Genomic DNA, 15,536 nt, shown 5'->3' with positions numbered 1-15,536 from the left:
TAAATTTAAGAAGAGGTTCTAAATTAGGTACTTTGACAATTATATCTCCACATATTTGGTGGCAGTACAAAGGTTGGGATGTAAGGTTTGTAGGAGCTTTTGTTAAAGTTGATGATGCATTAAAAGTTTCTCAAGACTTATTCGGAATATCCAATGTAGGAACCAAAGGTCAAATAATACCTCAAGAGCAGAAAGGGTTTTATACGCAAGTTGCATACGACATATTTAGATTTTTTAATATACATAATCAAGAGTTGTATCTTTTTGGAATTTATGAAGATATAAATACTCATAGTAAAGTCCAAAATGGATATAAAAAACCTGATGGTCATAAGTTACAGATTTACAACATAGGATTTTCCTATAAGCCACATCCATTGGTAGCCATAAAAGCTGACTATGTTAGATTAAATTACAGTCCAAATAGAAAGGATGAAAATGAGTATAGATTAACCTTTGGATTTATGTTCTAAAATTAGACCTCCTTATTCACCGGTGGATAATTCCACCAGATTTTTATAATAGTAAGAATATTCACCGGGTATAGAGTTGGCTCATTTATATGAGGTAGAGATGTTTTTAGAAAGGCTTTAAGAATATCAATTAGTAACAACAGGGGAGGGGGAATTTACTGTTTTTTATCATATTGAAATCAAATCTCAATATGTACAATGGTATAAAAAGTGGAACAAAGGAGAGAAAGTTGAAAAAAGTTTTTTTGATACTGTTAATTGTTTTTTTCTTTTCTTTTGCAGGTAGTAAAAAGCCGGAAGATGTTTTAAAAACAATATATCCAAATACTACAGTTGAAGTTAAAAATTACGTTCTTACACCTGAACAAGTGGAAAAGATAAGACAGATTTCCAAAGTAAAATTCGATTCTAAGTTGGTGTCAATATACGTAGTAAAAAAACAGGATAAAGTGGTAGCTTATGGGTACGTAGATGTCCATGTTGTAAGGACAAAGCCGGAAGTAGTTTTATATACAATAACTCCCGATGGAAAGTTGGATGTTGTTCAGGTTCTTCATTTTGGAGAGCCTTTGGAGTATCTACCTGAGGAAGGATGGTTTAACAATTTTAAAGGAAAATCCTTAGATAAGGATAACCTAAGGGTAAAATCTGATATTCCAAATGTATCTGGAGCAACTTTAACTTCCCGTGCAATAACCGATTATGCAAGGCTTGCACTTGCCATTTGGAAAGTACTGATAGGTGAACAAAGATGAAATTTGTTATATCCGGAGATATAAAGAGAAGAAAAAATCTATACTGGGCAGTTTTATTCTTTTCTGTTTTCAGTCTGCTTTTTTGGATAAGTAGTTTTATTTACTATTACTTAAACTTTGGATTTGATTATGATTCTCTTTTTAAATATTACTTTACTGATTTTGATTTTCCGGAAAAAATATCCTTACAACAGATAACTGAGAATGTTCATATAAATCTTTTTTTAAATGGATTTTTAATACTTATGGTAGTATCAATCTTTAACGTTTTTGATTTTAGGGAAAATTTTAAACTATGGTTAATTGTTTTAACTTTTCTATTTGGAATTTTGTACAGTGTTGTTGATGTTTTTATATTTTTATTAGATGGGTTTGTGATTCTAAAGGCTGTTTTCTTTTTACTTTTTCAAATGTTTTTAGGATTTTGTTTACTTTTGGTTTTTTACGGTTTATTAAAAGGTCATTCTAACGTGTCAATAGGTAATTTGAGGAAGATTATAGGTTTTTTTTCTTTTTTTATGTTAATTTTTTTCTTGGTGAATTTTTTGTTGTTTTACCAAAAAATGGGATTTAGTTTTGAGTCTGTGAAAACTTACTATCTTGGTAATCCGGAGCTTTATGTAAAACCAAAAACTTTTGAAGGCTTGTTTAAAGTCTTCTATCCTCATCTAATAACTATGGCTTTACTTTCGTTTACTTTATCTCATTTTTTACTTTTTAGTGTAGTTAAAAAAAGTATTGCTGTTACTTTGGGAATTACTACTTTTATTTTTGGTTTTATAGATAACTTAAGCGGTATTTTAATCAGATTTTTAGATGAAAAACTCGTTTATGTAAAATTTTTGTCTTTTTTACTTTTGGAGTTGTTATTCATAACAGGGTTTTTGATTGTTTTGTTTAGTAGTTTGAAAAAAGAGCCCTATTAAAGGGCTCTTGATTTATTATTCTTTTATTTTGAATACAAGGTTGTCTCCTTCTGCATCTACTATTACCGTATCTCCTTCTTTTATTTCTTTTCTAAGTATTTTTTCAGATAATGGTGTTTCAAGGTATTTTTGTATTGCTCTTCTCATAGGTCTTGCTCCGTAAACAGGGTCATATCCATGTTTCATCAATACTTCTTTTGCAGCAGGTGTTAGTTCTACTTTTATATTTCTGTCATGGAGTCTTTTGTTTAAAGCGTTAACCATAAGGTCTATAATTTGCATAATCTCTTTCTTAAACAGTGGTTTGAATACGATTATTTCGTCTATTCTGTTTAAGAATTCTGGTCTGAAGTAAAGTTTTACTTCTTCTAAAACTCTTTCTTTTGCTTTTTCAAACTCTTTTTCTATAACATCTTCTGGAGCATCTACAGGTATTAGTGTTAGGTACTGGCTTCCTATGTTAGATGTCATTATTATAACTGTGTTTCTAAAGTTTACGGTTCTTCCTTGTGAGTCTGTAAGTCTTCCGTCATCTAATACTTGTAAGAACAGGTCAAACACTCTTGGGTGGGCTTTTTCTATTTCGTCTAACAATATTACAGAGTATGGTCTTCTTCTTACTGCTTCTGTGAGTTTTCCACCTTCTTCGTATCCTACGTATCCTGGAGGTGCACCTATAAGTTTTGCAACAGAATGCTCTTCTTTAAACTCTGACATGTCTAACCTTATCATCGCGTCTTCATCGTCAAATAGAAGTTCTGCCAATGTTTTTGCAAGCTCTGTTTTACCTACACCTGTTGGTCCAAGGAACATAAAGGATGCAAGTGGTTTTCTAGGGTCAGATAATCCGGCTCTTGCTCTTCTTATCGCTTCTGCAACAAGTTTTACTGCGTGTTCTTGGTCTATAAGTCTCTTGTGCATTTCTTCTTCTAGGTGTAGGAGTCTTTCCATCTCTTCTTCCTTCATCTTAGAAATTGGTATTCCTGTCCATTCTGCTACAACTTCTGCTACATCATCTTCAGTAACTACAACTGATTCTGCAAGTTTTTGTTGTAGTGCTTTTATCTCTTTTTCTATCTGTGCCTTTTTTATCTTGTACTCTGCTTCTTTTTCGTAATCACCTTTTTGGCTGTAAATCTCAATCTGTCTATCTATTTCTTCAAGTTGTCTTTCTAGTTCTTCTAATTTTGCTCTTTCATTTGATGATTTTGCTTTGAGGTCTTTGAGTTGTTTTTCAAGGTTTGCTTTTTCTATCTTTAACTTGGCTTCTTTTTCGTAGTTTCCTTCCAAGGATGCTTGGATTATTTGCTCGTCAAGCATCTTTATTTTTCTTTCAAGCTCTATAACTTCAGGAGACGCATAAACGAGTTTTAGTTTTTTCCTTGCACATGCTTGGTCTAACGCATCAATTGCTTTGTCTGGGAAGTTTCTAGCAGGTATGTATCTTCCTGTTAATTTTACTGCTGCTTCAATAGCTTTATCACTTATTTTTACGTTATGATGTTTTTCTAGTTTTGGTTTTAGTGCTTTTAGTATTTCTATGGTTGTTTCTTCGTCCGGTTCTTCTACATAGACTGGTTGGAATCTTCTTTCCAATGCTGGATCTTTTTCTATGTATTTTCTGTATTCGTCTAATGTAGTTGCACCTATTACTCTAATTTCGCCTCTTGCTAAAGCAGGTTTAAGTAACTGTCCTGCATCCGATGCTCCTTCTCCTTTTCCGGCTCCTACTATTGTATGTAGTTCGTCTATGAATAAGATTATGTTAGGGTCTTTTTTAAGTTCATCTAAGAGAGCTTTCATTCTTTCTTCAAACTCTCCTCTATATTTTGTTCCGGCTACTAAAGCTCCTAAATCCAATGATAAAATCTTTTTGTTATATAGCTCTTCTGGAACTTCTTTATTTACGATTTTTTGAGCTAAACCTTCTACTATGGCTGTTTTACCTACTCCTGCTTCTCCAATTAGGACAGGGTTGTTTTTTGTTCTTCTTAGTAGTATTTCTATCACCTGTTGTATTTCTCTTTCTCTTCCAATTACTGGGTCTAACTTACCTTCTTTAGCCAACTTTGTTAAATCTACTGTAAACTTTTCCAATGCAGATTTTTCTTCTTCTGCCATTTCTTGTTGGATGTTTTTTCCTTCCATAGTTTGTTTTCCTCCTTCTTTTTTTTCAAAGTTTAGTATTTCATTTAAAATTTTTCCAGCTATTGTGTTGTTGTCTTCAATTAATGCTGTTGCTATATGAGACGAACTTACAGTTGAAGAGCCACCATTAAACGCTATTTTTTCAGCATTTTCCATTACTTTAATCAGTTTTGATGCATACTGCTTTTGAGTTTTTGAACCTGTAACGTTTTCTACTATTTTTTCTACAAATCTGTCTTTTGAAAATCCAAGTTCATCTATTTGTTTTATGAGTGAGCTGTTTTCTATAACTTTATAGATGAAAGTTAAAAGGTTGATATCTCCAGATAAAAATCTTTCAGCGGTTGCTGAATCGGTTAATTGTGAAAGTTGAGACCTTAATGAGCTAAGGTTAGATTCTAACTGTTTTTCATACAAAGAAAGTCTTTCTAACTCGAGTCTGCTTCCTCCTCCAAAAAAGAATCCGGATTCGTAAGCTAAATCTCTTTTTAATCTCTCTTTTTGAGCTTTTACTTCTTTTAACTCTTTGTAAATTTCTAACGCTTGTGTTCTTACTTGAGAAAGTTGATTATACAGGTTTTTTATATAGTCAGTGTACTCGGAAACTGCTTTATTAATTTGAGAGTATAAATCTTGTAAATAACTGTTTATATTCTCTTTCAGTGATTTTTTGTCAATTCCTCTTTTCTCCAGTATCTTCAAAAGTGGTGAATCATCTTTACTAATCAAAGCGAGTAATAGATGGTCTGTATCAACCATACTATCGTTGTTCTTGATTGAGATAGTTTTTGCAAGTTCTAACAACTCTTTTGCTTTTTTGTCTAAAAGATTTTCGCTAAACATTTTTCCTCCTTCTTGGATTTAGTGTATTGTTATCAAATAATATAATATCATTTTTGTAAAATTTCAATACTGAAATGAATCACGCTACTTTTTAAATATACAATCATTTATAATTTGTGAGAAGGTTTTAACACGAATTCGGAGATAAACGTAAATTAAGATTTTATCGCCAAAGTTTATCTTTATATTTTTCTTTTAGTTGTAGTTCGTATAAAAATGCGTATTTGAGGAATACGTACAAAAATCCGGAAAACGCTATTATTAGTCCTCTTACTCCTTCCAAAAATCCAAGTTTTAAAAAGTATAATTTAAAAAATATGATAAACGGATTAAAGATTAGTTTATAAAGTTTAAACCGTTTACCTTGACTGTACATAATCTCTGCCATTTTTTGAGCATAATCTACAGTTTTTACAAACTGATGATAGAGGTTTTTATACGAGTAATGGTACAAATCTCCTTCCAACCTTCCTACTTTTCCTTTACATATAACTTCTTCGTGAAGTTTTCCTTCGTAATAGGCTTTATTCTTTTTAAACAATCTTTTTCTGTATTCCGGATACCATACATATTTTAAAAATCTTCCTAAATAGTAAGTTCTTCTTGGGACTTCATAGCAATCGTAGGATGGATTTTTTAGCTGTTTTTCTACACTTTCTTGAAGCTTTGAAGACAACTCTTCATCTGCATCTAAAACCAAAATCCACTCTCCATTACACAAGGAAAGACCATAGTTTCTTTGAGATTTATAGTTATCAAACTCTCTAAAATACACTTTTGCTCCAAGATTTTTGGCTATATCAACCGTTTTGTCGGTAGAACCACTATCTAAAACCACTATTTCATCGGCAACAGGTAATACACTTTTTATCGCTCTTTCTATATTTTTTTCTTCATTCTTTGTAAGGATTAAAACCGATAATCTCATAAATCAAATTCCTTTTCTGATGTTTAATTTAAAATATTTTATAACAAAAAGCGTACCTAAACGGTGTTATAATAAATTAATCATAAATTGGAAGAGGTAAAGGAACATTAAATCATTTTTGGATATCCGGATTGTACTAAACACCCTTTTTCCAAACTACTGTGAAGTATGTAAAAATCCTTTTGTGTTTTCTCATCAAAACATTGTATGTTCCGAATGTTTAAATCAGATTGAACAAGAAGTTATATTTTACTGTCACAGTTGTGGAAAATCCGAAAGAAACAGTTATCCACTGTGTGAAGATTGTAAAACAGATAAAAAATATGAAGATATAAGAGTTTTTACATACTACTATTATGTAGAAAATCCAATAGTTAAACTGAAATTTACAAAAATAAAACCATTAGCCAAAGATTTAGCTCTCTTAATAAAAGATGATTTACAAAGTTATATAAAGTTAAACAGGATTCAAAACGTTTTGTATATACCACTGTCTAAAAAAGTGGAAAAGGAAAGAGGATTTAACCATTTAAAAGAGATTTTAAAGTACGCTGTGCCATCTTTTTTAGTAAAGGACTATTTAGAAAAAGTCAAGGAAACGCAATATCAGGTTAGATTAAAAAAAGAAGAAAGGTTTAAAAACCTAAAAGATGCATTTAGTTTGAAAGTTGATAAAATAAAAGGCAACACTCTAATCTTTGATGATATACTAACTACCGGAGCAACCCTTTTGGAGATTTACAATCTTATAAAAGATAAAGTAGAAGGAAAAATATACGCTTATACTCTGTCAAAAGGATAGAGCATGGTATACAAAGAAAATGTATTAAAAGAGAGAGAAACCCACGATAAAAAAACAAAACTTTATATAGCTATTTTCCTTAATTTATCAATAGTCTTTCTTCAAATACTGTTTGGGATTTATTCAAATTCTGTTTCTCTAATTACAGATGCGGTCCACAACTTTCAAGATGTTTTAAGTCTTGTAGTTGCATTGGTTGCGATAAACGTAATATCCAAAAAACCGACTTTAGAGATGACATACGGCTTTTTAAAAGCGGAAGTTATGGCTGGTTTTATTAATAATCTTGTTTTACTGTTTACTTTGATTTTCATACTATACGAAGCAACTGTAAGGTTGATATATCCGGAAGAGGTAAAAGGTTTATATGTAATCGTTTTTGGTTTTTTAGCATTTTTGATAAATTTATTTTCTGCAATCATTTTAAAAGTCCATCATCATCATGAGGAGGACCATCATCACCATCACGAAGATATGAATATAAAAGCCGCTTACTTACACCTTATGAGTGATGCTGTTTTATCTTTGGCTGTAGTGATAGGTGGTATTTTTATCTATCTTTTTTCTATTTACTGGATTGACCCTTTGCTATCACTTATATTTGTAATTTACATTACAAAAGAAGTTTTAAAAGCCTTAAAAGACAACTATCACCTTCTTATGGAAGGTGTTCCTAAAAGTATAGACTTAAACAAGCTTATAGAAGAGATAGAGAAAAATTTTCCTCAGATAATAGAAATCCATGATTTACATATTTGGGGAATAAGTTCAAAAGATATTTACCTTTCTGCACATATAGTAATTGATGATTTAAACAATTTTATAATACTTCTTGAAGATTTAGAGAAATTTTTAGCAGAAAAAGGAATTAACCATATAACGGTTCAACCGGAAAAACCTGATAGAAAGTGTAACATTTTACATTAGTTTAGAAAGCTTTATTATCCAAAGTAGAATAACAACCATCAACCAGAATACTAAAATAAATAAAATGGTAAACTCTATACTGATAAAAATAATCTTTAAGATTAAAAATAGAAGGTAAGGAATAGCTACCAAAGAGACCAAAATAGCTATTCCAAAAAGAAATAAAACAACAACTGCCAAAAAATAGTTTTTAAAGGTTAGCTTTTTTGGCTCAAAACTGTTTATCATCGTAAATTTTTATGGGATTATAAAGTGTGTCTCTTTCAACAGGAATTTTTCCGGCTTCTTTTATAAGTCTTATCAACTTTTCTTTTTGTTGCTGAGTTGGAGATTTTGCACCGGCAAAGTGGGCTATTTTTTCTTCCATGACTGTACCATCCATATCATCTGCACCAAAGTTTAGCGCCACTTGAGCGGTTTTTTCTCCTATCATTACCCAGTAAGCTTTTATATGGTCTATATTATCAAGGATTAATCTTGATACAGCAATTGTTTTTAAATCGTCTATTCCGGTTGTAAAGTCGTATACCGGTAAATCGTTGTTTTCTGGTTGGTACGCAAGAGGTATGAAACAGGTAAATCCTCCAGTTTCATCTTGGGCTTCTCTTATTTTTAACATGTGGTCAACTCTGTCTTCGTAGCTCTCTACATGTCCATACAGCATTGTGGTTGTAGAGTGAAGACCTAATCTATGGGCTGTTTTGTGTATCTCTAAATACTTTTTATAACCTATCTTTTTAGGAGCGATGATTCTTCTGATATTTGGAGAGAATATTTCTGCTCCACCACCCGGAAGACTTCCAAGTCCTGCTTCTTTAAGTTTTATCAAAATCTCTTCGTAAGAAAGTTCTGATATTTGAGAAAAATAGTCAATCTCAACAGCTGTAAAAGCTTTTATATGAAGCTGTGGAAAGTTTTTCTTTATGATGGATACGATGTTTAGATACTTATTAAAATCCCAGTCCGGATGGAGTCCCCCTACAATATGGACTTCCGTAGCTGAGTTTTCAACAGCGTACTTTACTTTTTCCAATATCTCATCATAACTCATCTCATAAGCTTTTGGGTCGTTTTTATCCATCTGAGCAAAAGCACAGAATTTACAATCTAAAACACATACGTTTGTTGGATTTATCTGTCTGTTTATTACAAAATAGGCATACTTTCCATTTTTCTTTTCTGTGATATAGTTAGCCAAATACCCGACTGTTAACAAATCACTACTTTTAAACAGCTTTACACCATCCTCAAAAGATAACCTCTTTTCTTCTAAGACTTTATCTATGATAGGAAATAAATCTTTATCTGATGCTAACTCTAAAACTTTTTCTATTTCAAGCATTTTTTTACCTCACTTGGATACTTTTTCTAAATGTTTAAAGAAATCCGGATAGGAGATATATACACAATCAGCATCTTTTATAGTTATACCTTCTTCTGAGACTAATCCTAAAACAGCAAATCCCATAGCTATTCTGTGGTCTTTGTAAGAATCTACGGTACCACCTTTTACCTTCTGTTTACCTTTTACAATCATACCATCTTCCAGTTCTTGAATTTCTAATCCCAATCTTTTAAAGTTTTCTACAACCGCTTTTATTCTATCACTCTCTTTTACTCTAAGTTCGTGGGCTCCCGTTATAATGGTTTCTCCTTCAGCTTGGGTTGCAACTATAGCAAGTAATGGAAGTTCATCTATCATTGAAGGAACTTCTTCCTTCTCTACTTTTACACCTTGTAGGTCGTTGTATTTAACTACAACATCAGCCACTATCTCACCGGCTTCGTCTCTTTTGTTTATATAAGATATTTCTGCTCCCATCTCTTTCAATTTCCGGAAAAAGCCATCCCTTGTAGGATTAACTAAAACATCTTTAAGAACAATTTCAGATTTTGGGACTATCGCAGCTGCTGCGGCAAAAAAAGCGGCAGAAGAAGGGTCTGCAGGAACATCTATATGAATTGGTTTTAATCTATCGGTTTGAGATATTTTTACTGTATAACCTTGAGTTGTGAACTCTGTTTGAATGTTTGCTTCCATCCATTTTAACATCTTTTCTGTATGGTCCCGTGATATTATAGGTTCTGTTACCTGTGTTGTACCTTTTGCATACAAACCAGCAAGTAGTATTGCAGATTTTACTTGAGCTGACATTTTTTCGTTAAAATAGGTAATGCCTTCTAACTTACCTCCTCTAATTGCGATAGGAAGATTGTTACTTTCTTTTCTTCCATCTATCTTTGCTCCCATCTCCGTTAAGGGTTTTGTAACTCTTTTCATGGGTCTTTTTCTGAGACTATCATCTCCTGTAAGGGCTGCGAAAAAATCTTGACCTGATAAAACACCTAACGTTAATCTTGTGGTTGTTCCGGAGTTTCCCATATCTAAAACATCTTGGGGCTCATTTAAACCTTCTAATCCTTTTCCTTTTACATAAATTACGCTATCTTTCTCTTGTATCTCTACTCCAAGTTTTCTGTAGGTGTTTAAAGTTGTGATTGTATCTCCGGCTTTTAAAAAGTTTTTAATTACAGACTCACCTTCGGCTAAAGATGACAGTATTATGGACCTGTGAGAGATAGATTTATCGGAAGGTACTCTTAAACTTCCTTCTATTCTTTTTACTTTTTTTATCGTTTTATCCATACCAACCTCTTTAAAAGATTTTTAGAATTCTTAAAATATATAATATCACTAAAACTGTAGCTGAAGAAAGCATTACTATCAGTATAAGGTACAATATCAAAAATTTTTTATCATCTTTAAAGTTTAGGTTTTCAGATGTTTTTATAGCGGATAAGCTTTTTTGTACCTGAGTATCTTTTATAGTTAATGTGTTTTCTAAAAAAGCCACCATTAAAGACCTTGATGCTATAAGGTTGATTATTCTGGGGATACCTGAGGAATGTTTGTAAATCTCTTCTATTGCAGATTTATCAAAATTTAATTTTTGAAAGTTTGCAACTTTTAACCTATGATTTAAATATTTTTCTGTCTCTTCTTTTGATAAGGGTTCTAAAAACATTTTATTTGATATTCTGCTTTGTAGTTGTCTTAACTTGGGATTTTGAAGTTTTTCTTCTAGTTCTGGTTGACCTACCAATATTATCTGAACTAATTTTTCCTTCTCGGTTTCAAGGTTGGATAGTAATCTTAGCTCTTCTAAAGTTTCAAAGGGCATAAGTTGTGCTTCATCTATAACTATTAAAACTCTTTTTCCTTCATTTAGTTTTTCTTCTAAAAATGTGTAAAGATACTTTAGTAGTTCATTTTTTGATGATTCTTTTCTATAGTCTATTTTGAATTCATCTAAGAGTGTTTTTAAAAACTCTTCTGGATTTAACATTGGATTGTATATGGTAGCTACAATATAATCTTTGGATATCTCTTTTAAAAATTTTTTTAAAACTGTTGTTTTACCTGTTCCGGGTTCTCCTAAAATGACACAAAAACCTTCTTTGGAAGCTACTGTATATTTTAGAAGTTCTTTTGCTTTTCTATGAGTTAAAGATTCAAAGAAATACGACGGGTCAGGTGTAATTTTAAATGGGTCTTCTTTTAACCCAAAGTATTCTAAGTAGTTCATTTTTCCTCTTTATCTTTTGGGAATAAAATAGACCTTACTCTGTTTCCTTTGGATATAGCAACAGCCTTTTCTTCGTCTGTGTAGTAATGTATTTCATCTCCTTCAACTACATTTTTGTCTTGATGAACTTCGGCATTTCCTCTTAGGATTATTAAATTTTTATCTTTGTAGTACTCCCCTTCTTTTGCTTTTCCCCATTTGTTTTCCTGTTGAAAGTACACATTTCCAGATGCGTATATTCTAGATACATCTCCTTTTTCATCTAAATATATTTTTACCACATCTGCCTTTAAATTAAAGTTTCCTTTCTTTACATCTACATTACCTGTGTAGATGGCTAATTTTTCTTTGTTGTTGTACTCAAGTTTGTCTGCGTTTATTACAACTGGTTCTTTTTTATTTGTTTGTTGTTGTGCAAAGGTTACTGTAAACAGTAAAAAAAATATCGTTAAAATTTTAACCATCTTTACCTCTAAATTGGCTATTTACTTTATCAAGTTTTAAAATTTCTTTATCAATGTCTAAAAATAGGTTTCTACCTTTTGTTGTCATATTCTCACTAAAAATAGTTGTACTTATATCATTGTAAGCTATTTTTTTCTCTGTATCTATAAATATATATTCGGTTTCCATCCGGATATCTTTACTTTTAAAGTTAACACCACTGTAAAAAGTTATCATTTTTTCTTTAACATCGTATAAACCTTTTTTTGATTTTATGTTAAAACTTCCCTTTTCACCAAAATAGTTAACATCTGGATTTTCTATATAAAATTTGTTTCTTTTTTCTAAAAGTTTATAACCTTTTAAGGTATAAGTGTAATCTGATTTGGAAACAAGGTAGAAGTTTTCTATAGTGTTGCTTGTATATTTTAAGTTTTCTAATAACTTTTGTTTATCAAGATAATCAGATACTTCTTTAAATATAAAAGAACTCACTAACAAGATTAAAAAAAACAAAAACGATTTTTTAATCTTCTCCAACACTTTCTTTCTCTTTCTTCTTATTTCTTAAATCCCATTTTGAACTGAACATATCCTGAATTATTTTTATGTATAAGTCGTTGTTTTCTTGAGATGCTCTGTCTTTTATGTACATAGTAGGTCTGTGAAGTAGCTTATTTATCAAAGACCTCATAGCAAGGTCTATTGTTTCCCTTTCTTTTTCTCTAACCTGATAGCCTATGTGTTTTAAAGTGTTTATAAATCCTTTTTGGTCAACACCGTGTAGTTTAACAACGTAAGCAAAAGCCCTGATTAAAACCCTATCTGCAACAATTTTGTGTAAAACTTTTTCAAAATCAACTTTTCTGTTGAAAGTGTCCCTTGCTGAGTAGTAAAGATTTTGAATGTCAACAAATACTGCAACCTTTTGATGAATATAAATTTTTCTGTTCATAGTACTCCTTTACTTTTTTTGTTTGAATTATAACATAGATGTGATAAAATTATCTTTATGGAAATTTTTTCAACCGGATTTAACTATAAAACCGCACCTGTAGAAATAAGGGAGAAGTTAGCAATTACAGAAAAGAGCTACCAGTCTATCCTTGAAAAGTTAAACAACATTGAAAATATCTATGAAGTCTGTGTTATATCAACCTGTAACAGAGTAGAGTTTTACGGCGTTTTTGATGGTAACGATAGTTTAAAGTATGAAATACTAAAAGTTTTATCTCAATATTCAAGTATTCCTGTAAATATTTTGGAAAAGTACGTTTTTTTCTACACAGGAAGAGAAGCCATAAAGCATATATTCAGAGTATCTTCAAGTCTTGACTCAATGGTGATAGGAGAACCTCAAATTGTTTGTCAGTTTAAAGAATCTTTTACGAAAGCTAAAGAGTACAAAGCAGTAAGACATATACTAACAAGACTCTTTGATAAAGCTTTAAACGTTTCAAAAAAGATAAGGACATCAACCGGAATATCAAAAAAAGCTGTATCTATAAGTTATGCAGCAGCATTACTCGCAAAAAAAATATTCGGAGATTTGAAAGAAAAGTCAGTTCTCCTAATAGGTGCAGGAGAAATGGCAGAACTTGCTGCAAGGCACCTATCTTCCTTAGGTGTCAAACATATTTTTGTATCAAACAGAACCTTTGAAAGAGCTGTAGAACTTGCAAACAAATTCGGTGGAAGTGCCATAAGATTTGATAAAATCTTAGAGTTTTTGCCAGAAGTGGATATTGTGATAGTATCTACGGGAGCAACAGAGCCTATTTTAAAAAAAGAGGATATTAAAAAAGCGGTAAAAAATAAAAAAGAGCCTTTATTTATAATAGATATATCAGTGCCAAGGAATGTTGAAGAATCTGTAAACGAGCTAGAAGGAGGAAAAGTTGGATAACAATCAACAAACGTTAGAAAACAACCAAGAACAAAACAAAGAAGAGTTAAAAGAAGCTCCACAGTCCCAAGAAAATGTCAACCAACAGGAAGAGGTGGTTGATAAGGATAAATTAATCCAAGAACTTCTTAAAGAAAATGAGGAATTAAAAGCAAAATTACAAAAGACAGAAGAGGCTGCTAAAAGGTTAAGTGCGTTGTATCAAGCGGTAGTGAAAGATTTTGAAGATTATAAGTTAAGGATGATTAAAGAGAAAGAGCAAGTAAAAGAGGAAGCTATAGAAAAGTTTGCAAAGGCATTTTTAGATGTGGTAGATAACTTTGAAAAAGCTATAGAGAGTTTTAAGTATACAAACGACATAAACTCAATACTTCAAGGTATTCAGATGACCCATTATCAAGTGGTAAACCTTTTACAAAACTTTGGAATTGAAAAGATTGAAGATAACCACGAGTTTAACCCTATGATTCATGAGGCTATAGAAACTGTAAAATCAAGTGATTACAAACCAAATCAGATTGTAAAAGTACTTCAACATGGATACAGATACAAAGGAAAAGTAATTAGACCTGCTAAAGTGGTTGTTTCTGTTGAGGAAGAAGAAATAACCTGATGAACTTCTACAGGTTGTTAGGGGTAGCATACAACGCTACCCCTGATGAAATAAAAAAGGCTTATAGAAAAAAAGTAAAGATTTTTCATCCGGATGTAAACCCGGACGGAGAAGAGGTTTTTAAACTACTAAACGTTGCGTACGAAACCCTGATAAATCCGGATAAAAGAGAACAGTACGATAAATTACTAAACAAAAATTCTCTTTTAAAAGTTTTTGAAGATAAACTTTTAGAATTTTTAGGTTTTACAGACAAACCACAAAAAGGTTCTGACATTAGAACAACAGTAACTGTATCTTTGGAAGATGGATTACTTGGAAGAAAAAAAACTATTAAATACAAAAGAAAAGTTTTATGTCCGGATTGTGAAGGAAACGGTATCGTAAAGGAAAGTAGATTAATCAAGTGTGATAAATGTAGTGGAGAAGGGAGAATCCAAACAAAGTTAGGAAAAATAGTCTGTTTTAAATGTTTAGGCAAAGGATTTGTCGTAAAAAATCCTTGCGGCAAATGCGGAGGCCTTGGATATACAAAAGAAGACCAGTACATCTCTTTTAAAGTACCAATAGGCGTTGAAACCGGAGATAAACTTACAGTTAAGAGTATGGGAAATTGCGGATTAAACGGTGGAGAGTACGGAAATCTTATTATAAGGTTTATACTCGACACGGGAATCTTTGAAAAAACATCAGATGGCTTGATTTTAAATGTAAAACTTGAAAAAGATATCTCAGAATACGAATACATCCGGATAAAAAACCCATTAAATGAAGTATTACAAATAAAAATACCCCCAAACGCTACAAAAAACCAGCTTATCAAAATAAGTCAAGAAGGTTACATAAACAAATCCGGAGAGAGGACAAACTTATATATCCGGTTTATATAAAACTCTTTTAACGTGAACTATTCCCACTTATAATCGCTTAGTAATAAGAATACAACAAAACTAAAATTTGGTTATAAATTCATCTTGAATCTTGTAGAAGATGGAGACTTCTTGCTATAATTTCATTAAAATCTTCCGGGAGATAACTATGAAAAAACTACCAATAGGAATACAAAACCTAAAAGAGATAATTACGGAAGGATACTATTATGTAGATAAAACACCATTTGTAAAAAAACTACAAGAAAAAGGAAAATACTTTTTCTTAAGCAGACCAAGAAGATTTGGAAAATC

General features: G+C 31.5%; 16 protein-coding genes and 2 pseudogenes. 9 read left to right on the top strand and 9 right to left on the bottom strand.

Going from position 1 to position 15,536, the window contains the following annotated elements:
- The 3 genes and pseudogenes from NE054_RS03495 to NE054_RS03485 all read left to right on the top strand — a co-directional run.
- Positions 1-473: pseudogene (locus NE054_RS03495) on the top strand (DUF3373 domain-containing protein); the annotation flags it as partial.
- 230 nt (positions 474-703) lie between these two features.
- Positions 704-1,228: an FMN-binding protein gene (locus NE054_RS03490; protein WP_297888565.1), complete on the top strand. Its 525-nt coding sequence runs from the start codon at positions 704-706 to the stop codon at positions 1,226-1,228.
- Positions 1,225-2,154, top strand: a complete 930-nt coding sequence (locus NE054_RS03485; protein WP_297888562.1) for a hypothetical protein — start codon at positions 1,225-1,227, stop codon at positions 2,152-2,154. The genes NE054_RS03490 and NE054_RS03485 overlap by 4 nt, the downstream gene beginning before the upstream one ends.
- A gap of 15 nt (positions 2,155-2,169) precedes the next feature.
- Here the strand turns inward: NE054_RS03485 and NE054_RS03480 are convergent, their stop codons facing one another.
- Both NE054_RS03480 and NE054_RS03475 read right to left on the bottom strand, forming a co-directional pair.
- Entirely contained in the window at positions 2,170-5,145 is a 2,976-nt protein-coding gene (locus NE054_RS03480) for an ATP-dependent Clp protease ATP-binding subunit (RefSeq protein WP_297888559.1), read from the bottom strand.
- Between the two features lie 163 nt (positions 5,146-5,308).
- Positions 5,309-6,073, bottom strand: coding sequence for a glycosyltransferase family 2 protein (locus tag NE054_RS03475; RefSeq protein WP_297888556.1), 765 nt, complete (start codon positions 6,071-6,073; stop codon positions 5,309-5,311).
- 118 nt (positions 6,074-6,191) lie between these two features.
- Between NE054_RS03475 and NE054_RS03470 the strand changes: the two genes are divergently transcribed.
- Together NE054_RS03470 and NE054_RS03465 are read left to right on the top strand one after the other, a co-directional pair.
- A complete protein-coding gene (locus tag NE054_RS03470) occupies positions 6,192-6,875 on the top strand; it encodes a double zinc ribbon domain-containing protein (protein WP_297888553.1) in 684 nt (227 codons plus the stop codon).
- Positions 6,876-6,878: 3 nt separating this feature from the next.
- Positions 6,879-7,802, top strand: coding sequence for a cation diffusion facilitator family transporter (locus NE054_RS03465; protein ID WP_297888550.1), 924 nt, complete (start codon positions 6,879-6,881; stop codon positions 7,800-7,802).
- Here the strand turns inward: NE054_RS03465 and NE054_RS03460 are convergent.
- The 7 genes from NE054_RS03460 to NE054_RS03430 are packed head-to-tail and all read right to left on the bottom strand — an operon-like array spanning position 7,794 to position 12,788.
- Positions 7,794-8,030 (bottom strand): hypothetical protein, encoded by a 237-nt coding sequence (locus tag NE054_RS03460; protein ID WP_297888548.1) that lies wholly within the window; start codon positions 8,028-8,030, stop codon positions 7,794-7,796. The two genes, NE054_RS03465 and NE054_RS03460, sit on opposite strands and share 9 nt — an antisense overlap.
- Entirely contained in the window at positions 8,014-9,144 is a 1,131-nt protein-coding gene (mqnE, locus tag NE054_RS03455; protein ID WP_297888545.1) for an aminofutalosine synthase MqnE, read from the bottom strand. The genes NE054_RS03460 and mqnE overlap by 17 nt, the downstream gene beginning before the upstream one ends.
- A 9-nt stretch (positions 9,145-9,153) precedes the next feature.
- Positions 9,154-10,449: a 3-phosphoshikimate 1-carboxyvinyltransferase gene (gene aroA, locus NE054_RS03450; protein WP_297888543.1), complete on the bottom strand. Its 1,296-nt coding sequence runs from the start codon at positions 10,447-10,449 to the stop codon at positions 9,154-9,156.
- A 10-nt stretch (positions 10,450-10,459) separates the two neighbouring features.
- The gene (locus NE054_RS03445) at positions 10,460-11,389 is read right to left on the bottom strand and encodes an AAA family ATPase (RefSeq protein ID WP_297888541.1); all 930 of its coding nucleotides are present in this window, start codon (positions 11,387-11,389) and stop codon (positions 10,460-10,462) included.
- Complete coding sequence (lptA, locus tag NE054_RS03440) at positions 11,386-11,853, bottom strand: lipopolysaccharide transport periplasmic protein LptA (RefSeq protein WP_297888538.1); 468 nt, start codon at positions 11,851-11,853, stop codon at positions 11,386-11,388. The genes NE054_RS03445 and lptA overlap by 4 nt, the downstream gene beginning before the upstream one ends.
- Positions 11,846-12,376 (bottom strand): LPS export ABC transporter periplasmic protein LptC, encoded by a 531-nt coding sequence (gene lptC, locus NE054_RS03435; protein WP_297888535.1) that lies wholly within the window; start codon positions 12,374-12,376, stop codon positions 11,846-11,848. Before lptC ends, lptA begins: the two co-directional genes overlap by 8 nt.
- Complete coding sequence (locus NE054_RS03430) at positions 12,360-12,788, bottom strand: NYN domain-containing protein (protein ID WP_297888532.1); 429 nt, start codon at positions 12,786-12,788, stop codon at positions 12,360-12,362. Before NE054_RS03430 ends, lptC begins: the two co-directional genes overlap by 17 nt.
- Positions 12,789-12,845: 57 nt before the next feature.
- Between NE054_RS03430 and hemA the strand changes: the two are divergent.
- The 4 genes and pseudogenes from hemA to NE054_RS03410 all read left to right on the top strand — a co-directional run.
- A pseudogene (gene hemA / locus NE054_RS03425) lies at positions 12,846-13,797 on the top strand (glutamyl-tRNA reductase); the annotation flags it as partial.
- A gap of 36 nt (positions 13,798-13,833) precedes the next feature.
- Positions 13,834-14,352, top strand: coding sequence for a nucleotide exchange factor GrpE (locus NE054_RS03420; RefSeq protein WP_297888572.1), 519 nt, complete (start codon positions 13,834-13,836; stop codon positions 14,350-14,352).
- Entirely contained in the window at positions 14,352-15,242 is an 891-nt protein-coding gene (locus NE054_RS03415) for a DnaJ domain-containing protein (RefSeq protein ID WP_297888529.1), read from the top strand. Before NE054_RS03420 ends, NE054_RS03415 begins: the two co-directional genes overlap by 1 nt.
- 148 nt (positions 15,243-15,390) lie before the next feature.
- Positions 15,391-15,536: AAA family ATPase (locus tag NE054_RS03410; RefSeq protein ID WP_297888569.1), on the top strand; the 146-nt coding region annotated here is incomplete at its 3' end.

The organism is Sulfurihydrogenibium sp. (assembly GCF_027448985.1).
Classification (GTDB): domain Bacteria; phylum Aquificota; class Aquificia; order Aquificales; family Hydrogenothermaceae; genus Sulfurihydrogenibium.
This window is presented reverse-complemented; position numbering and strand designations above follow the sequence as displayed.